At 40.2% G+C, this 19,099-nt stretch carries 14 protein-coding genes and 1 pseudogene; 7 read left to right on the top strand and 8 right to left on the bottom strand.

The genetic code is table 11. The features are described 5' to 3' along the window. Positions 1-3: 3 nt before the first annotated feature. The 3 genes from ID47_RS05485 to ID47_RS11735 form a co-directional block, all read right to left on the bottom strand. A complete protein-coding gene (locus tag ID47_RS05485; protein ID WP_038464696.1) occupies positions 4-2,289 on the bottom strand; it encodes an NADP-dependent malic enzyme in 2,286 nt (761 codons plus the stop codon). Positions 2,290-2,369: 80 nt separating this feature from the next. Further along, positions 2,370-2,828, bottom strand: a complete 459-nt coding sequence (locus ID47_RS05480) for an MgtC/SapB family protein (RefSeq protein ID WP_051908665.1) — start codon at positions 2,826-2,828, stop codon at positions 2,370-2,372. An 86-nt stretch (positions 2,829-2,914) separates the two neighbouring features. Continuing rightward, the gene (locus tag ID47_RS11735; protein WP_198022362.1) at positions 2,915-4,120 is read right to left on the bottom strand and encodes an MFS transporter; all 1,206 of its coding nucleotides are present in this window, start codon (positions 4,118-4,120) and stop codon (positions 2,915-2,917) included. A 254-nt stretch (positions 4,121-4,374) separates the two neighbouring features. On the opposite strand from ID47_RS11735, the gene pdhA reads away from it, so the two are divergent. The 4 genes and pseudogenes from pdhA to ID47_RS05450 all read left to right on the top strand — a co-directional run bounded on the left by pdhA (position 4,375) and on the right by ID47_RS05450 (position 12,104). Further along, positions 4,375-5,406 (top strand): pyruvate dehydrogenase (acetyl-transferring) E1 component subunit alpha, encoded by a 1,032-nt coding sequence (gene pdhA / locus ID47_RS12890; RefSeq protein ID WP_156956670.1) that lies wholly within the window; start codon positions 4,375-4,377, stop codon positions 5,404-5,406. A 12-nt stretch (positions 5,407-5,418) separates the two neighbouring features. After that, a pseudogene (locus ID47_RS12885) lies at positions 5,419-6,399 on the top strand (pyruvate dehydrogenase complex E1 component subunit beta); the annotation flags it as partial. Positions 6,400-6,408: 9 nt separating this feature from the next. Beyond that, positions 6,409-7,674 carry a pyruvate dehydrogenase complex dihydrolipoamide acetyltransferase gene (locus tag ID47_RS05460; RefSeq protein ID WP_038464692.1) on the top strand — a complete coding sequence of 422 codons (1,266 nt, stop codon included), beginning with the start codon at positions 6,409-6,411 and terminating at the stop codon, positions 7,672-7,674. 320 nt (positions 7,675-7,994) lie between these two features. Further along, positions 7,995-12,104: a hypothetical protein gene (locus ID47_RS05450; RefSeq protein ID WP_038464688.1), complete on the top strand. Its 4,110-nt coding sequence runs from the start codon at positions 7,995-7,997 to the stop codon at positions 12,102-12,104. Between the two features lie 422 nt (positions 12,105-12,526). On the opposite strand, the gene ID47_RS12635 is transcribed toward ID47_RS05450, so the two are convergent. The 5 genes from ID47_RS12635 to ID47_RS05430 form a co-directional block, all read right to left on the bottom strand. After that, a complete protein-coding gene (locus ID47_RS12635; RefSeq protein ID WP_084675939.1) occupies positions 12,527-12,694 on the bottom strand; it encodes a KGG domain-containing protein in 168 nt (55 codons plus the stop codon). Positions 12,695-12,913: 219 nt separating this feature from the next. After that, complete coding sequence (locus ID47_RS05445) at positions 12,914-13,267, bottom strand: hypothetical protein (protein ID WP_038464686.1); 354 nt, start codon at positions 13,265-13,267, stop codon at positions 12,914-12,916. Between the two features lie 45 nt (positions 13,268-13,312). Next, positions 13,313-13,762 carry a PA2169 family four-helix-bundle protein gene (locus ID47_RS05440; RefSeq protein ID WP_038464684.1) on the bottom strand — a complete coding sequence of 150 codons (450 nt, stop codon included), beginning with the start codon at positions 13,760-13,762 and terminating at the stop codon, positions 13,313-13,315. Positions 13,763-14,041: 279 nt separating this feature from the next. Continuing rightward, positions 14,042-14,374 (bottom strand): hypothetical protein, encoded by a 333-nt coding sequence (locus ID47_RS05435; RefSeq protein WP_038464682.1) that lies wholly within the window; start codon positions 14,372-14,374, stop codon positions 14,042-14,044. A gap of 347 nt (positions 14,375-14,721) precedes the next feature. Then, positions 14,722-15,276 carry a hypothetical protein gene (locus ID47_RS05430; protein ID WP_038464681.1) on the bottom strand — a complete coding sequence of 185 codons (555 nt, stop codon included), beginning with the start codon at positions 15,274-15,276 and terminating at the stop codon, positions 14,722-14,724. A 352-nt stretch (positions 15,277-15,628) separates the two neighbouring features. Here ID47_RS05430 and ID47_RS05425 point away from each other — a divergent pair, with 352 nt between their 5' ends. The 3 genes from ID47_RS05425 (at position 15,629) to ID47_RS05415 (ending at position 19,027) form a co-directional block, all read left to right on the top strand. Continuing rightward, complete coding sequence (locus ID47_RS05425) at positions 15,629-17,098, top strand: hypothetical protein (RefSeq protein WP_038464679.1); 1,470 nt, start codon at positions 15,629-15,631, stop codon at positions 17,096-17,098. Positions 17,099-17,113: 15 nt separating this feature from the next. Beyond that, positions 17,114-17,968, top strand: a complete 855-nt coding sequence (locus tag ID47_RS05420; RefSeq protein WP_038464676.1) for a hypothetical protein — start codon at positions 17,114-17,116, stop codon at positions 17,966-17,968. A 147-nt stretch (positions 17,969-18,115) separates the two neighbouring features. Beyond that, positions 18,116-19,027 (top strand): hypothetical protein, encoded by a 912-nt coding sequence (locus ID47_RS05415; RefSeq protein WP_038464674.1) that lies wholly within the window; start codon positions 18,116-18,118, stop codon positions 19,025-19,027. The last annotated feature ends 72 nt before the right edge of the window (positions 19,028-19,099 follow it).

Here is a 19,099-nt window from a genome sequence, read left to right as displayed (position 1 = left end):
GCCTTATCCTTCCCGTCGAGTTTTACGGCGTTGAGCATCCACAGCTGCAATAGCTGCCATATTCAACAATCCGCGTGAAGTTACTGTTTGGCTGACAATGTGACCGGGTTTATTGGTTCCCATTAAAATAGGTCCAATCGGCAACCCATGTCCCAAAATTTTCAACATATTAAAGCTTATATGAGCTGCATCCAAAGACGGCATGATCAATAAGTTTGCTTCACCTGTTAAACTTGAATTGGGCATAATGCTTTGACGCAGGCTTTCCGACAACGCCAAGTCCGCGTGCATTTCGCCATCAACTTCAAGTTCGGGCGCCATTGTTCGGATAATTTGCACAGCGTCACGCATTTTTGTAGCGCTATATTTGTCGCTTGATCCAAAGCTGGAGTGAGATAATAACGCCACCTTAGGGGTTATACCAAACAATTTTACTTGTTCCGTGGCCATCATGGTGATTTCAGCGATTTGCTCTGGTGTTGTTTTCTTGTTGACGTAGGCATCCGAGATAAAGTAAACGCCCCGGTCAAGCAGCAGCACATTCAAGGAAGCTGCAATTTCATGTTCTGGACTTAATTGCAAGACATCAAGTACGTCTTTGAGGTGCTCATGATATAAGCGAGAAGTCCCCACAATCATGGTGTCTGCATCGCCAAGATGGACGGTAAGAGCCGCAATCAACGTTGTGTTAGTACGAACATGGAATTTAGCTGCTTCGGGTGAAACCCCTTTGCGCTCCATAATAGCATGATAAGCATGCCAGTAAGTTTGATAACGACTGTCATTGCTCGGATCAATTACTTCAAAATCAGTATGAGACCGCATCCGTAAACCAAGGCGTTCAATGCGGCTGTCGATGACGGATGGACGACCCACCAGGATGGGGATACAAATCTTGTCATCAAGTAAGGTTTGAACAGTTCGAAGAACTCGTTCATCTTCTCCTTCACCAAAGGTGACGCGCATCAGATTAGATTTTGCTTGATTAATCACAGGGCGCATCACCATTGAGGAGCGATAAATGAAGGATTGTAAATTGTGTTGGTAAGCTTCAAGATCCTCAACCGGACGGGCTGCCACACCTGTTTCCATAGCAGCTTTTGCTACCGCATGCGGCAAAATCACGGAAAGACGCGGGTCAAATGGCTTTGGAATAATATAGTCTGTTCCAAAACGATGGACTTCTCCACCATAAGCACTTGAAACAAGATCGGAGCTTTCCGCATGGGTGAGTTCAGCGAGCGCCTTAACGCAGGCAACTTTCATGGCTTCATTGATGCGCGTTGCGCCTACATCTAACGCTCCGCGGAAAATATAAGGGAAGCAAAGAACATTGTTCACTTGATTTGGATAGTCGGACCGTCCCGTGGCAATAATTGCATCACTTCTGACTTCCTGCACAAGTTCTGGGCGAATTTCGGGTTCGGGATTTGCCAGAGCCAAGATAATTGGCTTGGCGGCCATCTCAACGACCATTTCCTTGCTTACCACGCCCGCCGCAGAAAGTCCCAAAAAAATATCGGCGCCTTTTAAGGCATCTGCTAACGTGCGCGCTTCAGTTTTTGCGGCATACTTGGCTTTATTTTCATCCATGGCTTTGGCGCGGCCTTCATAAACCACACCATTACTATCGCAAGCAATCACATTTTCCTTCGATAAGCCAAGGCTGACCAATAAGTCTAAGCATGCAATGGCCGCGGCGCCTGCACCCGAGGTAACGAGTTTAACATCTTCGATTTTTTTATCGACTAACTTTAATCCATTAATGATAGCAGCGCAGACAATGATGGCTGTTCCATGTTGATCGTCATGAAATACTGGAATATTCATGCGTTCAGTCAGTTTCTTTTCAATATAGAAACATTCAGGGGCCTTAATGTCTTCTAAGTTAATTCCACCAAATGTAGGCTCAAGGGCTGCAATAATTTCAATAAGTTTGTCTGGATCTGTTTCGTTGATTTCAATATCCATGGCATTAATGCCAGCGAATTTTTTGAAAAGAACAGCTTTTCCTTCCATAACCGGCTTAGAGGCAAGAGCCCCGATGTTTCCTAACCCTAGAACGGCTGTCCCATTCGAAATAACGGCGATTAGGTTGCCGCGGGAGGTATAATCAGCTGCCGTTTTAGGATCATCTGCAATAGCAAGACAAGGGCCCGCAACGCCTGGAGAATAAGCAAGAGCTAAGTCTTGCTGGGAGGCAAGCGGTTTTGTGGGGACAATATCAATCTTCCCCGGTTTCGGGCTGCGATGATAAAATAATGAGCGCTCATAAATTTCGTTAGGCATTTTAATATTCATTTTTTGTTGATTAAATACATAATCACTATACTCAATTTATGAACTGATGCACAGTAATTTGACTTAAATTAAGAATCTTTATGAAGTGGATGTCCAGGAATTTTTTTATTTGAGACCAAAGCCCAGTATTTCGTATTCCTTAAAGCATGGAATAACAATATGATAGAGGCTGTTAAGATACCGATGACATACATATCAAAAGCAATGGCTGTTCCAACCGAAGCGGAACACCAAATAGTTGCGGCTGTTGTTATCCCCTTTAAATGACCCGAGTCACGCATAATAACGCCCGCTCCCAGAAATCCGATTCCCGAAACAATTTGTGCCGCGATACGACCTTGGTCACCATATTCCACGAATATAGAAATCAAACCAAAGGAGCAGGCCCCTAGGGAGATAAGGCCAAAGGTACGGATTCCAGCTTCCTGGCCATGGTGTTCTCTTTCCCACCCAATAAATGCGCCCAGTAAAAATGCAACTATTAAACGGACAGAAACAAGTAACTCGTGAATCCAATCAATTGACATTATTGACCTCTAGTTTATCATAAGTAAATGGCAAGCACTGACTTTAACCCTAGTATGGCAGGCAAGTCCAGCGTAATCAAGCAATGTTAGTTAAGTTTTTTAAAAGCCCGATTTGAAGTTAGTACGACTCCCGGAATACCTATAATTGTTATTATTATAAAACAGGCCTCCCATGAGGCATATTTTGCAATCGTTCCCGCCGAAGCCGGTAATAATGTCCTGGATAAACCCATAATAGAGCTTAAAAGGGCATATTGAGTTGTGCCATATTGTTTATTGCACAAACCCGTCAGATAAGCAATATACGCAACCATTGCCATACTGCCTGTTAAACTTTCTGTTCCATTGACTATATAAAGCAACGTTAAATTATAACCAATTTTCGCCTGTACGATGAATAAAAAGTGACTAAGTAAGTGAATTAATCCAAAACAATATAAAGACTTAGCCCCCCCTATTTTTTGCAAAATTTTACCCCCTAAAACCCCTCCCACAATGGCCATGGTGGTACCAAAAAATTTTGAAGCGGTTGCAATTTCGGCTGCATTAAAGCCTAGATGCAGTTGAAAAGGGTTAACCAAAACCGCTAATAAATTGTCGGCGAGGCGATAAAGAATGATTAGGGATATTATATAAATAAGACGTTTGCCCCTAGCGATTTTCAAAATAGGGCGAATAATTTGTGCGCTGAATCCCCCGCGTAAGTGTTTTGAGGTTAATGCTAAAGGGACTGACCCCTCAATGGCCTGATGAATGGCTAAACTTATGAACAAGAAAAGGGCAGCGGCACAATAAAAGACAGTAACCCAATTCACTATACTTGACAGGAAAATTAATCCTGCTCCCGACGATAGCATTCCAAGACGATAACCCACAATATAGCCACTTGCCGAAGCGCCCCTATTGCTTAAATGAGTTTTATCAATTCTAAGTTTATCCAGATAGATGTCTTGGATGACTGCTCCTAAAGCCAACGTAAGTGCTAAGACTGCAATTGCTTGCTTGTTGTGGATGGGATTAAGGTGAGCCAGCCCCATTAAGCACATTAAAATCATAGCCTGGGCAATTATCAGCCATCCTCTTAGAGAGAAGTTGATTTTATTTGTTAATATAGAAATAAAGTATTTAAACGAATATGGAAGAGCCACCAAGGTGAATAACCCTAAGGTGACTAAATCGACGTTAGACTCAGCGAGCCAAAAGTTGAGAGTGTTGCCACTTAAAAGAAGGCAAAGCCCACTCATAAAGCCACACAAAGATACTTGTAGGGATGTTTTTGAAATCATAGACATGGGAGCTCCCATTATTTTTCCCCAGCCTACAAAAAACAAAAATTCCTGTCCATACTCATAATGATACTCGCTGAGGAATTATATAATTAACAGACGATTCCTTATAAGATGAAAGATCATTCGTGATCTTATTTTTAATTTTTGATCAGTGAAAGTTAATGAAAATAAAGGATTTTCTCAGAATTAATTGCATCTTAGCTGATTTCGCGTTACCAATAAGAAATATTAGAAGCAACTAATGGGATGGACACGTTATGTCGAAAGCTCAGGAAAAATCATTACCTCCGATGGGGAATGAAGGATCGCTCGATCCCAAAAAATATTACAATAAAGACCAGCTGATCAAAGCTTATACCCAAATGCTGTTGATCCGTCGATTTGAAGAAAAAGCCGCACAATTATATGGAATGGGGCTCATTGGCGGGTTCTGTCACCTTTACATTGGTCAAGAGGCCGTTGTTATAGGGATTCAGTCAGCTATGCAATCTCAAGATACCGTGGTAACCAGCTATCGCGACCATGGGCATATGTTGGCCTGTGATATGGATCCGCGCGGTGTGATGGCTGAATTGACCGGCCGCGAAGGGGGGTACTCTCGTGGTAAGGGGGGCTCTATGCACATGTTTAGCCGCGAAAAGAATTTCTTTGGGGGTCATGGTATTGTCGGGGCACAAATTCCAATCGGTGCAGGGATGGCTTTTGCTCACAAATACAATAATGATAAGGGAGTCTCAGTTTCCTATATGGGCGATGGTGCTGCAAACCAAGGACAAGTCTATGAAGCCTTTAATATGGCGTCCTTGTGGAAGTTACCGGCCGTTTTCGTTATCGAAGACAATCAGTATGGTATGGGAACGTCGACCAAACGCGCCTCGGCATCCACAGAATTCTGGAAACGGGGTGAACCCTGGGATATCCCGGGTCGTGAAGTTGATGGTATGAACTTGTTTGCAGTCCGTGAGGCTGCAGAATGGGCACTCGAGCGGGCGCGTTCGGGTGAAGGCCCCGCCTTATTGCATATTAAGACCTATCGTTATCGAGGTCATTCCATGTCTGACCCGGCTAAGTACCGTTCCAAAGAAGAAGTCGAAAAGATGCGCAATGACCATGATCCAATTGAGGGAATTCGCAGCTATCTTTTGGATAATAAAATGGCGAGCGAAGAGATGCTAAAAGACCTTGAGAAACAGATCAAGTCTCAGGTTAACGACGCTGCTGAATTTGCCCAGGTTTCTCCTGAACCGCAGGAATCTGAGCTTTATACTGATATTTTAATCGATAATTAAGGTGACGCCATGACCCAAGTAATAACCGTCCGTGAAGCGTTGCGCGATGCCATGGCAGAAGAAATGCGCCGCGATGAAAGTGTTTTCCTGATGGGGGAAGAAGTTGCAGAGTATAATGGTGCCTATAAGGTTAGCCAGGGGCTCTTAGATGAATTTGGCGCCAAGCGCGTGGTGGATACTCCCATTACAGAGCATGGCTTTGCCGGACTTGCTGTTGGGGCTGCTTTCCTTGGTCTCAAGCCCATTGTGGAATTCATGACTTTTAACTTTTCGATGCAGGCCATTGACCATATCATTAACTCGGCTGCCAAGACATTGTATATGTCAGGGGGGCAAATGGGGTGTCCAATCGTGTTTCGAGGACCCAATGGCGCTGCGGCTCGGGTCGGAGCGCAGCATTCCCAATGTTATGCCAGCTGGTATGCCCATTGTCCGGGTTTAAAGGTTGTTTCTCCGTATTCTGCGGCCGATGCAAAAGGCTTGCTTAAAGCAGCAATTCGTGATCCGAATCCTGTTATTTTCCTTGAAAATGAGTTGATTTATGGCCGATCCTTTGACGTGCCGACAGACACTGATTTAATTATTCCCTTAGGGCAAGCAGCTGTTTTACGCCAAGGAAAAGATGTCACAATTACGGCGTTTTCGATTACGGTTGGTATGGCGTTGGAAGCAGCTGATATTTTAGCAGCGGAAGGGATTGAGGCGGAAGTGATTGACTTGCGCACCATTCGCCCCTTGGATAAAGAAACAATTATTCGGTCGGTGATGAAAACGAATCGATTGGTGACTGTTGAAGAAGGATGGCCTTTTGCCGGCGTGGGGGCTGAAGTTGCGATGATGATTTGTGAAGAGGCATTTGATTATCTGGATGTGCAGCCAATTCGAGTATGCGCAGAAGACGTGCCCTTGCCTTATGCTGCAAATCTTGAGAAACTAGCTTTGCCAAATGTAGAAAAAATTGTTAAGGCAGCTAAGGCTGCTTGCTATCGATAGGAATATAACATGCCAATTAAGATTTTAATGCCTGCTCTTAGTCCAACAATGACAGAGGGGAACCTCGTGCGTTGGTTAAAGTCAGAAGGGGATATGGTCAAACCGGGACAGGTCATTGCTGAAATTGAAACCGATAAGGCGACCATGGAAGTCGAGGCTGTCGATGAAGGCGTACTTGCCAAGATTTATGTGCCTGCAGGGACCGAAAGCGTTAAGGTTAATATGTTGATCGGCGTAATCCTTGAAGAAGGTGAAAATGAGTCAGATCTGGCAGCGTTATCAGACGGGGCTCCTCTGTCAGTAGAGGGCAGCGCCTCGGTAGAAAAAGCAGCATCGGTTGAGAAGGGAGCACAAGCCTCTGTTGCCGTTGATGCTGCAAAGCCGACCCCATCTGCATCAGGCGAGCGAGTCTTTGCAAGTCCCTTAGCCCGCCGTTTAGCTGAGCAAAATAATGTTAACATAGCCTCAATTCCAGGGACGGGCCCTCATGGTCGTATTGTGAAAGCGGATGTGGAAGCAGCTGCTGTATCGGGGGCAAAACCAGCCACTATCCAAAATTCTTCTGGGCAAGCTCCACTCGTTTATGGCACTGCTGGATATGCTGAACTGCCGCTTAACAACATGCGAAAGGTTATTGCAAATCGGTTAACCGAATCTAAGCAACAGGTGCCCCATTTCTATTTGACCGTGGATTGCAACTTAGATGCTCTATTAAAATTGCGCAGTGATATTAATGCACGCTTAGAGGATACAAAAATATCAGTGAACGATTTTATCGTTCGGGCAACAGCTTTGGCGTTGATGAAAGTTCCAGCCTCGAATGCATCATGGCACGATACTCATATTCGTCAATACCAAGCAGCTGATGTGTGTGTTGCTGTAGCAATTGAGGGTGGTTTGGTCACGCCTGTTGTTCGCAGCGCGCATTTAAAATCCCTGAAAGAGATTTCTGTTGAGGTCAAATCCTTGGCAGAGCGGGCGAGGGCAGGAAAACTTATGCCAGAAGAATATCAGGGTGGATCCTTTACAATTTCCAATTTGGGGATGTATGGAATTAACCAATTTGCTGCAATTATCAATCCACCGCAGGCCGGTATTATGGCTGTGGGTGCTGGTGAACAGCGCGCCATCGTCAAAGACGGGCAAATGCAAGTTGCGACCATGATGACTTGTACATTATCTGCGGATCATCGTGTGGTTGATGGGGCGGTTGGAGCAAACTTCTTAGCAGCCTTTAAAGAATTCATCGAAGATCCATTACGTTTGCTAGTTTAAAATTTCTGATTACTGGGCTTTATTATCAGCAAGCTTGAGAATAAAGCCCCTCCAAACCCTGTTCCTTCGTATGTTAATGTTAAAATAGGCTTCGTATGGAGAGGCTGTTATAACGTTGGGCGGTGCCAGCATAATATCCGAAAATTTCAATCTTTTAAAAGGAAGGTGGGGCTGATGGGTAAGCTGATATCCAATACAGATAACCTGTTTAAAGTTTAAAAAGATAGTTTTATTCTTTATCAAAAAAGTTTTTCACCTATTGTAAAAAAAATAATTAACCTAAATGTATTTAAATACATTAAAGCATGGTCCTTTAAATAATGGCGCGTTTTTACAAGTATATATCAATAACTTTAACAGCAACTTTTCTTTGTAATTCTATTGTACCAAGCTTTGGAATGGAACCATGGTTCTCCCCTGCTTCTTTGGATGCTTTGAGTCAAGAAGGAAGGACTGCAGCGGGAATTTTGCATTACGCGTTACGAGATAAAGAAATATACATTCTTTTGGGGCAACGCGATGATAGCCTTAACAGCTATGGAGACTGGTGTAATTTTGGGGGCGGAAGCGAGGAAGGAAGGGATGAATCACTATTGGATTCCTCAAAGGATTCTCAATTGTCTTTTCTTTGGCAAGATGCGGCCCGCGAGAGTAGGGAAGAATCAAACGGTATTTACGCTCCTCATCCCCGCCTTTTACGTCATCAGCCTTTTATCGATGTCCTAACTGAAAAAGAAAATGACCCTTTTCTTTATCGAATGTATTGGCAGCAAGTCCAATATATTGCTCCTGAGATTTTTAAGGAAAAACTTGAAAGCTCTAGCGAAGAACATAACAAAGAATATACCGATTTTATCTGGGTAAAGGCCAGTCAACTTTTGACAGCAATTCAGGCTGAAAATCCTTTGCTTCAGGTGGATGAAACTCTTATCAATATTTATGGGCCTTTGTTTGAAACCTTATCTACCCCAGCAGGTCGACAGTTCTTAAAGCACTTAACGGCCTTAAAGACACTTAAAACCCTGATAAAAAAGCCGGCCTCGAAAGATGAAAAATATGAATATTTTTCAGTCCGTCCGTATTTTAATCGTATTTATCATATAGGTGGCACTGGAACAGTTGATCAATTTTATCCTGCTTTAATCCCCCATCCTATGGTGGTGGCTAGTCAGAATCCGCTGAAGGATATTAAAAAACGAATGATTGAGAATCGCGTTGCCGATTCTCAATCTTCCTCCCCAGACCACTTGCCGCCTAATACCTATGAATTGATTGAGCTTAATGCCGCTCATGAAGACACTCTGGCTCATGCCGTCAGTGCCCATGGTATGGCAATGATGGAAATAAAGCGCCGCTTTTCCCAAGAATTTACAAGTAGTGAGGAGAAGGATGTCCCCTTATGGGATATGAATTGTCCAGAATCCATTAGCCGTATTCATTTGCGGATCATTTTAGGGAAAGACTATAAAACTTCTGCCGATTTTATAGGCGATGAAAATTCTGTGCGTAAAGCTGATTTAGCCAATATTAGAGAGTATTTTAGCCGCTATACCTCGACAGAGTATGAGCAGAAAAATCATGAAAAAAATGAATTTAAGCGTAAAATACATCTATTAGAAAGTGATTATGAATTTTTCGCCGATGTATTGGCCTTTGAGGAAGAGAATAAAAATTGGCCTACCTTTTATCATGGGGCGAGCCAAGATATTAATAACTTATTGAAGTCATTAACCTATTTACGTGAATTGATCAGTCTCAAATCTTTTGAAGGATTGATGGCGCTGCGTGGGTCAGATATTTATTTTAAAGGCACGAAAACGGTTCAAGAACTCTTAGAATTAGAAGGGGATTGTGAGTCTCCTGTCACTAAAGCCGCCATGCTGTTCTTGAATTTTACTTTATTTGCTGGCCCCCACACAACATCGAGTACTTCTTCTTCGGCAGAGTATTTGGTTAATGACCATAGTGTTGATGCACCTGATATTAAAGGAATTTTTTTAGAAAGCTTAAGTTTAATAGGCTTTTCACAGCCCGTCTATGATTATTTCCATTCTCTGTTTGAGCAATATTATAGATATCAGGGTTTGCCATGGGCTAACAGTGTTTTACTCGCCATTACCCAACATCCCGAGGATATAGATACTTATAATTATGCTTCAAGGGGTAATGGGTTTTTTAATGAAATTCCTTCCACCCTCAATGTGTTGAACAATATTCAAGCTGAATATTATCGCTTACAAATGGAACAGCAAAAAACAGGAATACTAGAAGGGTTTGAGAAAGAGCGGGAAAGGAAGAAAAACTTATTTCCCGAAAATCGCCTTTGGCTTCATCCCAGCCGTGTTATGAATCCTTCTCATGTAAAGATTAAAGCTTTTGATCGATTCCGTTTGGCTCCCGAAAGCCAAGATAGCTATGATCAGGCGATGCGCCAGACGACAGCAGTCCTGTTAGGTGAATGGCTGACCCACAAAGCGATTGTGCTAGAGGGAAGTTTTATCTATTATCCCAGTCTTAAAAAACTTCATCATTTAGTGGTGAAGGGGGTGACAGGCAAAGCGTTGCAAGAAGAGTTCAGCAGTAAAGGTCTTATTTACTTAATTCATAATGGACATTTAACGGCTGTTAAACAATACTTGGAAAATTATCCTGAGGTCTTGCAAGAAGAAAGCTTTAACCCGCATACCGTCATTCCTGCTGTTTTAAAAACCAATGATCTAGAATTCATAAATTACTTTGTTAAAGAAATCTTTAATCTAGATTTGAGTAATTTTTTCACCCAAGACGAACTCTTATTCCAGATAGCCTATTGTGTTGAGAGTGACTATTATCATGCTCTGCTGTATCTTTTCAAAAATTGTGATTTTTCTAAAGTTGAGGATTCTATAAAATTATCCTGGGCTAAACTGCTGGATCTGAACGACTCCAAAGCGGTACCTCTTTTGGAAGAATATTTACATAGATTTTATAAAATTGCACCCCCTTTAATGAAAGACTTTTTAAATATTATCTGGGATAATCTTTCCTCTCAAGAGAGCATAAAGATAATTCTGGACTCCCCCTTTGCACAACCTCAACTGCTGTTAAATGGTATGGGAACTTTAGCTTATAATAAAAACTTAACGGGAAAAACCTTTCAAACAAGTGATAAATTAATTTCTTTACTGAAAAAAGGAGCTGATCTGAGTCTTCCGCATCCTCTCACGGATGAACCTATTGTTTTCTTATTTAAAAATTGTGATCTTTATATGGAACCTCAAGATTATTCCCTTATTGCTAATTTACTTGATGTGAAAAATAAACAAGGGTTGACTTTTTTACGAGAGATTCAGAAAAATTACATGGAAAACGGCAATGTTTCGAACTTTGTGACACCTCTCAAAACAGAGTTAGAGAAAGCTAATCGCAATTATGCTGACGACTCCTATCCCCCCTTTATTAAATACTTTGGCAATTTAAGCCATGTAAGCATAAATTTAAGGGAATTTGGTTCAATCTTCCTTATTCCTGACTATAAAATTTGGGTAGATGCTCTACAGAATGTAAAAAATGTTTTTGAACTTCAAAATGTTATTAATAGCTGTCCGGATTCAGAAATTTACGACCTTTTTATGAATAAGATTGCAGCATTAAAGGACAAATTGACTGTTTCTGAAGACCTTGACTATACAGCCATCGATAATCTGAGAAGGAGTGAAAGAGAGTGGGAAGGGCAAGTCCGTAACTGCATGCAAGAATGTTCGCCTAACCTTTCAATTCTTGCAGAGCATATCAAACAGGCGCCCAGCCGTACTGTTTTACGTAATGCTTTTGGCGCAATAATAAAAGCAGGAGAGCAATTTATAGATTTATTGCCTAATCTTCTAGAAAAGCTTTATCCTGAAAAAGAAAGCTTCATAGCAGAGGATTCCATTTCCAATTTCATATCTTCTTGTCTTAATCAACATCCTATTTTTCATGCCTCAACAGTACAAAGCAGCTACCTTCTGACTCAAACTTTGGTGAATTTTTTGGGGATAGAAAATCTTCCTTTAATAAAGGGCAGGATCGAACTTGATGATCTAATAGAATTTTTATCGGAAGACCAACTAGAAAAGTTATATGAAAGCTCACCAAATTATTTTACGGCTCAAACTCCTCACAATAATTTTGTAGACTGTTTGTTGAGTCTCCCGGCTGATTTAAAACGCAAAGTTGTTTTTTCAGATCTCGATAAATTAAAGATGAGAGGAGAGGACTTGATACCTCCTTTCTGGCGTCTTTTTAGCAGTGATTCGAATTTTTCTCTGGTAAAGGAATTAGTAGAGTTAGATCCTTCTTTATTGCACCTTAAAGGTTTGAATGGAGTAGATGTAGCATTTCCATTGCAATTCTTCCCTAAAAATTCAATCACAAAATTTGTAAGTAATAGGCTGGCATTGGAGAACTAATTTAAATGTTTTATTTTAATGCACGAAAAGAAGGGGAAAATATTATCCCCTTCTTAAAAATTCTTTCCAATTTTAAGAAATCCTTCGTGGGCATGGCGGCGTTTGCTAAAATCTCCACTACATCCCACTGTTATATATATATATATTGTTTGCCCATAAACTGGTGAGCCTGATCGTTGGGCTCACCAATTTTTGTGGCTTGTTGTTTGAACTGACAACAAAGTTTGTCGTGTGGCCAATAAAGCTAGAGGTCGTTTTATTAGCATTTCCTGTGCCCTTTCGTTGAGAATAAGTAAGTTTTATAAAGCCATAGAATTGGGCTGTGGTGCATAAATCGGTAGGAATATAAAAATAATTCCCCCTCCAAATGTAGGGGGGAGTATGGGAAGGGGAATTATTATTTTAATTAAGATAAGAAGAGTTTATTTCTTATGAGTGCTTGAAGAGCCACCATGACTATGGCGGCCACCTTCGGCTGCAATTTCTCTTACCTTTTCTTTAGGCATAGAAGCAAACCCTTGCTTGCCTTTTTCTTGGTTTTTAGAGGTTTGTTCTTTGTTAGAACTTTGGTCTTTTGTAGTTGTAGGCATTTTTACTTCTCCTTTTTAAAATTGGAACGTATAAGCTACACTCTTATTAATATATTTATTGCGTATATTTACATAATTGAAAAATACTTCTATTTTCACTTGCTTAAAAAGAGGGGGGGGGGTAGATTTATTATCTATTTAGTTATCAAAATTTTTTTGCTAAAAAGCAAGAGCTTTTCTGGGTTAGAAAAGCTCTTGCTTTTACTGTAAAGTAAGCAATTATTTAATCAACTCAGCGACGCATGAGGTGCCTACTTTATCGTTTTTAAAAGTAACGTTATAATTTTTTTCGACATTTAAATCCTCGCACTTTCCTCCCATCGTAAATGGATTAGTGTCTCCTTTAATCGAGTAAATAGATTTACCATTAAGGTGTTCGCTATCCACCGTAAATGTAGACTCTTGCTGAGCTGGTATTTCCATCTTCGTAACAGCATTTTTATCTTCTTTGGCGACAATCTTAATATTGATAGGCTTTTTATTATGATTGGTTACATGAATGGTGCTAGCCAAAACTGAATTAGTGGAAATTAATATACCAAGGATTAAATAGTGTAATTTAAGTTTCATCATAATTTTATCTCCTTTTATCGGTTTAGTTATTAAAACTTCTCTATATCATTGAGCGTTTGCGTATTTATCCCTTAAATCTCTTATGGTGTCGTGATCTTTTATTACGCCATCATACTGTTTTTGTATTAAAGGACGGATTTCTTCACTGAGGTTGCTTTTTAAGGCTTTGGCATAGGCGGCTTTAATAGCATCTTCCCCTCTTTCGCATTCCCTAAGGATAGCGAGGTCATCTTGACCTGTCAAAGTTCCCTTAATGCTTACCCAAACACGATGCATTGCCCCTAACAGACTCCCGCTTTCTGCAGGCCTGCTTCCTATTTCTTTTACCTTACGTTGAAGATCGGTGATAGCACTATTGCAACTTTCAGCCTTTTCTAAAAAAAGTTGTTTTAGAGAAGGTTCTTTAACATTTTCAGCTGCTGTCCGGAAACCTTCTTCGCTATCCTTTGTAATTTGAATTAGTTCATTTAAAATGGACACAGAATCAGCACTCATGTTATTTCCTTCCTTTAAATTTACACTGCCCTATTTTAGGAAGGGTAAGAATGCATATTCTAGGTGAGAATCTTAAGAGTTTTTACGTTCATCCCATTTGGGGAATATTTATCCCTTTTTAATGAGTTGGCTTTTGATAATTTATTCAACAACAATAAAATCCTAATATTTCCCACTACTTTTAAAGTAATAAAAACATTCTTAGTTTATACTGTTTGCTTTTTTGGAATAACTTTTTCCGTATGTCTTCTAATGCTCTTATTTTTTATAGCAGCTACTCTAATCTTTTGGTGTTGCCGAAGGCGTCGTCGGAGGGGCAGGGGAAGGTGGAGCTTCTTTTGGAAAAGGAGGAACTTCCTGAGGGGTTTGGGGTGCATCTTCCGGAAAAGGAGGGAGAGAGGGAATCTCAGGTTTTTCATTCTGATGAAAGGGTGGGAGTTCCTCCGGGGCTTGGGGGACATCTTCAGGACGGAGTGGTGGTTCTTTTTCGGGGGTAGGACGATCTTTAGGAGGGCCCTTTTCGGGCTGGGGCAATTCGCCCGAAGCTCTATTCTTATCCTCAACCCGATGAGATAAATTTTCAGCCTCTAATCCTTGTATAAAAACTCCCATGAAAACCTCCTGCTATAATTACTTTAAATATGTGGTATTTAGGCTTTTACAGGATAGTTGAAAAAAAATATTATTCTCCTGCATTTATTAAAATGCTAATATAATCACGTTTTTTGGGACTATTATGTTTATTTTCCCAATTTTTTTGAATTAAATTATTGAGTAAGGGAAAATAGAAGAGAGGTTGATTAGGGGTATATCTGCTTTCAATAAATAAATCCTTTGGCAAGGGTAAGAATATTTAAGCGATACAAAAAATTCTGATCAAAATTTTTCCTAATCAACCCCTTTTATTTTTCATTTAAGGCTATAGCTTCTTTTTTCAAAAGTCGCAAGATTTCCTCTAATTATTCCTCACTTTGCAAGGAGCCACCAGCTAATGACTTACTAGTCAAATCTTTATGGCTGGTAAAGTTATTATTTGTTTGTTTGATATATCTCATAAAGTCTTTGTACTGTTTCTGCGACAAGACTACATTATAAGAAGAAGTGATAACCTTACTGGGGTCACCTGTTAGATCACTAAATTGAGAATTTCCATTTGTTGATAAGGATGCACTAGAGGAGACTAAATCATCCGTAAAGACATCCGTGTCTGAATCATCTAACAGATTAAGTGTTTTATAATTCTTCCCTTTTAATTTGTACACAAAATTTCTTGTAACAACTCTTGTCCTATTTTTTAAAGTATCGCTGAAGATTTCATTCAGACCTTCCTCCTCTAAAGGTTGATACGGATGAGCCTTCGTAGGATATTGTAAGGCCTGTAGAGGATTGAGAGTTACAACTGTACTATCTTCACTGCTCAAACAGTTGAATAGTCGAGCGTTAGCATTAGAAATTCCCGAAGAAATAATAATCGCCGTTCCCATGAGAAGAGAAAAAAAGTTTTTTTTATCCATATTTGTTTGTCTCCATATTTATTGGTAAAGAAAGATTGTGGAAGTGAAGAGCCTTATAAAAAACATCCACTTTTCTTCAGTATCTATACTAAATTATTAAAATTACAAAATATAGATAATTTTGTTTCTTTTTTCTCGTAAAAAGTGAATTATTCTCAATTACTCAATTAAAGGGGGAAAATTAAATAAGTACTCTTTCCATTAAAATCTTCCACCTTTTTATCGGCCTTTTAATATGTTATGTATAAGGGAAAGATCATGTGGTCCCCAAAGTCATATTATTTTATATATTGAATAATAAAAATTTATACCCATATCAATAAAGATGAACAATTTTAAAGGGGTTATACTTATGAAGCTATTTTACCATGCATGCTTGCTTTCGATCTTAGCAATCCCCGCTTTTGCAGGGCAGCCTGAACACCTTAAGGCAACCTTAAAAGGCAAAGAGCGTTTTACAATTTCTCAGCAAGAAGAACCCATGACAAGCTCAGAAGATGAAGAACTGGGCGGGGGCCCAAAAAAAGTAGAATCCACCTCTGAAAGTTCAGACGAAGGCCAAGAAGAGTGGGTAAGCGAGTCAGATTCTGATGAAGGGGAATTGTCTTCCATTCATGCATCCTTATCGACAAGTTGGACAGGAGAACATTTGCCTTTTACTCTGAGGGAGCCGGCTCGTAAATTTTATGAAGTTTGGCACCCTCTCTCAGCACATTTAGTAGGAAACCCATATGCCAATTTTATCAACCAAGTGGTTGAGAAAGATGGTATTGGTGTTAATTCTATAGATAGTGAGGAAGCAATTATTGATTATAACTTTAGCTTACCTTCTTCTTCCTCCAAGGCTGCCGCAGATTGGAAGATGTTTTTGAATGAGGGTAAACTTTTGGATGCGCCTCAAATGCTAGATAATCCATTTGCTGACTATTTTAAAGGAATTCTTGCCTATTCCGGAATTTTATGGGAAGAATCAAATCTTTCAGCACAGCAAAGGTATGAGAAAGCAGCACAGCTGCTTAATTATGCCAGTAAAAACTATTATTGGCGTGCTACAAGTTTTATGCTCGACAAGAACTTAGGGCATGTGCTCCGTCTAGACAGAGAAGAGCTAGAAATGAGAAAAAAGATGGAATTAGGTCTTCCTGAAGTCGTTATTGATTACGTGAATCACTTGAGTTACCCGCGGCTCAAAAAAATTGAAAACATTGATACTTTAGAACTCCTAATTGACTTACTTCCCGGTCCTACAGAAGATTATCGAACTACTTATAATCAATGGGTAAATGAATTAACGTACCTTCTTGAATCTTCAAAAAAAACCTCTTCAAACTGGGCAGCAAACTTATCAACATGGACCATTAATAGTTTTGCAGCAAGCGTCTTGTTAACCAGTGCAGGAAATAGTTTAAGTAGTTGGGATATTAATCATATGGTTGCACCCGCTATTTTAGGCATAACGCAAGCAGCATCAGGGATAACGACTGTTGTAGTCGGGGGAGCCAGTACACCTTGGATGCGTAATCTGTGGTCAAGTCTCCGTTTCGTTGATAGTGAAGGAAAGTTTCATTGGTGGCCAACAAAGGTTTCCCTTCTTAAGGATAGTCTTACTTTTAATGAAATTAAAGACTCTGTCCGTCTGGTCATCCTGTATGGTCTTTTGTATAATGTTGAAGCTCTACAAAATGGTATAGATCTAAATGCAGATCGATCGAAAAAGTATCTAAGAAAGTTACGTGATCTCATTTTAACATGTGATTATAAGCCATTAGAAGTCTTTAGTAGCGTTGTTTTAAAGAAAGAATCACAAGAATTTAAATACTAAAAGGGAATAATAATTATGGTTAAAACAAGAAATTTTATTAAAGGTTTTATGGCCCTTATTTACACCAGTGGGGTAATTTTAGCAGCAGAACCCCAGGTAGAAAGAGGGTCCATTTCCTTCTCTCAAATATTAACAATAGAACCTGAAACTCTGAATCAGATGTTCAGCATTGAATCCTTTTTTAAAGACAAAAAAAAACCTGCAAATACTTTGGAGATTCAGGTTGCTGAAGATTCTTATAGGATGGCTAAGGAAGGACTTTACGGGAATAAGGGAGAAAAAGCATTAGGATTTGTAGGCATTTCCATTTATTTGGGTTACCCTGCAAGTGTCGGACTCATTCATCACTTAGGATTTGGATTTCGAGGACATGATTTTGAAGGCATTCGGCCTGAAATAAGGGAACAAATTAGGCAAAAGTTTCTAGAAGCTTCTGCAGCCCATGGCATTACCAAGGCACATAGGGAGCAATTAACGGCCGAATACCGAAAAGAGTGGGATGAGAATCAAAAGACTATTAAAGCTATAGCAGCAAAGCAACAAGGATGGTTGGGAACAATCGTACAGAAAGTTTGGTCTCGTCCAGAAACAGTGGCCTCTTCTGAAAAAGAAGTTCGGAAAAGGAGCCGGTCACAAGAATCTACGGCAGCACCTCATTTAAAATCTCGTCAACGAAAGGTCGCTGATGCTGAGAAGCAGCCGTTATTACAAGCAGGTGAAGCTGAAGAATTTAGAATATCTAATTCTGAGCGACAGCCTTCTTCAACTTCAGTTCGTCAGCGTAAGCCTGCTAGTCCTACGAAGCAACCTTTGCCAGCTACCGATGAAACAAGAGGCTCTCTAACTTCTGAAGCTAAAAAAAGAAACTAAGGAAGAACATCCGTCTCCCCTTATTTTTTCAAACAGTATTTTATCCAGTAAGTGGGAGATTTCTCAACCTTAACCCTTCTTTTGTAGTAAACTTTTTGGTAGTTGAAGCTGTAAATAATTTGAAGGGAAAGTTAAGAAATAACGATCATGATTAGAATAAAAAATATTATTAAATTTTTTACAATATTGATGTGCCTAAGCACTACAATTTTGTCTGTGGAGCGCAGATCAGAAGCAGACCCCACTTCGCCCGACCAAGTATTAACAATAGAACTTAAGACCTTAACCCCAGGCTTTGGTCTTGAAACCTTTTTTAGAGACAAAAAAGAACCTAACAGCACTCATGAGCGTGACCTTGCTGAACAAGCCTACTGGATTGCTGAAAGAATGCTTTGCAATAAAGAGGGGGAAAGAGCATTAGAGTATATAGGCTTTTCACTTTATCTTGGTTATCCTAAAATCATCGATACGATTTATACTGTCGGCTTCAAAAAAAATCGTTATGGAAACTTGAGTTCTATATTAATGCAAGAAGTTAAGGATAAATTCTTAGAGGGGTGTAGAAGACACGGTATTTCTAGTTCACCCTCCAAAAATCTATTACAGTCTAAATATCAGGAAGCGTGGGATGAGAATCAAAAGACTATTGAAGCTATAGAAGCAGAACAAAAGAAATTACGACGTTGGGGGCCGTTTTCTAGCTTAGTCTTAAAAGCGCAAGAGTTCTTGGTTGCTCCTGAACCCCTATCACCTGTTGGAGGGAAACAAACAGTACCCTCTTCTGAAAAGGATGCACAAAAAGATATACGGAAAAGGACGCGATCACAAGAAGCACCTCCACCTCATTTAAAATCTCGTCAGCGAAAGGTCGCTGATGCTGAGAAACAGCCTTTATTACAAGGAGGCGAACCTGAAGAGTCTATAACACTTGAGCCTGATCTCCAGCATTCTTCCAACTCTGTGCGTCAGCGTAAGCCTGCTAGCCCTACGAAGCAACCTTTACCAGCTGGTGGTAAAACTGTAGATTCTGCATCAATTGAAGCTAAAAAAAGAAACTAAAAGAGGGCAGTAGTCCTCTTATTTTCAAAAAGTATTTTATCAAGTAAGTGGGAGACTTCTCAACCTTAACCC

It is taken from the genome of Candidatus Paracaedibacter acanthamoebae (assembly GCF_000742835.1).
GTDB lineage: Bacteria > Pseudomonadota > Alphaproteobacteria > Paracaedibacterales > Paracaedibacteraceae > Paracaedibacter > Paracaedibacter acanthamoebae.
The sequence above is the reverse complement of the archived record's forward strand: the minus strand, read 5'-3'. Positions and strand labels throughout refer to the sequence as shown.

Bases quoted from the DNA above. Each gene is read 5' to 3' on its own strand.
- ID47_RS05485 (WP_038464696.1), bottom strand. From the start codon at position 2,289: ATGCCTAACGAAATTTATGAGCGCTCATTATTTTATCATCGCAGCCCG.
- ID47_RS05480 (WP_051908665.1), bottom strand. From the start codon at position 2,828: ATGTCAATTGATTGGATTCACGAGTTACTTGTTTCTGTCCGTTTAATA.
- ID47_RS11735 (WP_198022362.1), bottom strand. From the start codon at position 4,120: ATGTCTATGATTTCAAAAACATCCCTACAAGTATCTTTGTGTGGCTTT.
- pdhA (WP_156956670.1), top strand. From the start codon at position 4,375: ATGTCGAAAGCTCAGGAAAAATCATTACCTCCGATGGGGAATGAAGGA.
- ID47_RS05460 (WP_038464692.1), top strand. From the start codon at position 6,409: ATGCCAATTAAGATTTTAATGCCTGCTCTTAGTCCAACAATGACAGAG.
- ID47_RS05450 (WP_038464688.1), top strand. From the start codon at position 7,995: ATGGCGCGTTTTTACAAGTATATATCAATAACTTTAACAGCAACTTTT.
- ID47_RS12635 (WP_084675939.1), bottom strand. From the start codon at position 12,694: ATGCCTACAACTACAAAAGACCAAAGTTCTAACAAAGAACAAACCTCT.
- ID47_RS05445 (WP_038464686.1), bottom strand. From the start codon at position 13,267: ATGATGAAACTTAAATTACACTATTTAATCCTTGGTATATTAATTTCC.
- ID47_RS05440 (WP_038464684.1), bottom strand. From the start codon at position 13,762: ATGAGTGCTGATTCTGTGTCCATTTTAAATGAACTAATTCAAATTACA.
- ID47_RS05435 (WP_038464682.1), bottom strand. From the start codon at position 14,374: ATGGGAGTTTTTATACAAGGATTAGAGGCTGAAAATTTATCTCATCGG.
- ID47_RS05430 (WP_038464681.1), bottom strand. From the start codon at position 15,276: ATGGATAAAAAAAACTTTTTTTCTCTTCTCATGGGAACGGCGATTATT.
- ID47_RS05425 (WP_038464679.1), top strand. From the start codon at position 15,629: ATGAAGCTATTTTACCATGCATGCTTGCTTTCGATCTTAGCAATCCCC.
- ID47_RS05420 (WP_038464676.1), top strand. From the start codon at position 17,114: ATGGTTAAAACAAGAAATTTTATTAAAGGTTTTATGGCCCTTATTTAC.
- ID47_RS05415 (WP_038464674.1), top strand. From the start codon at position 18,116: ATGATTAGAATAAAAAATATTATTAAATTTTTTACAATATTGATGTGC.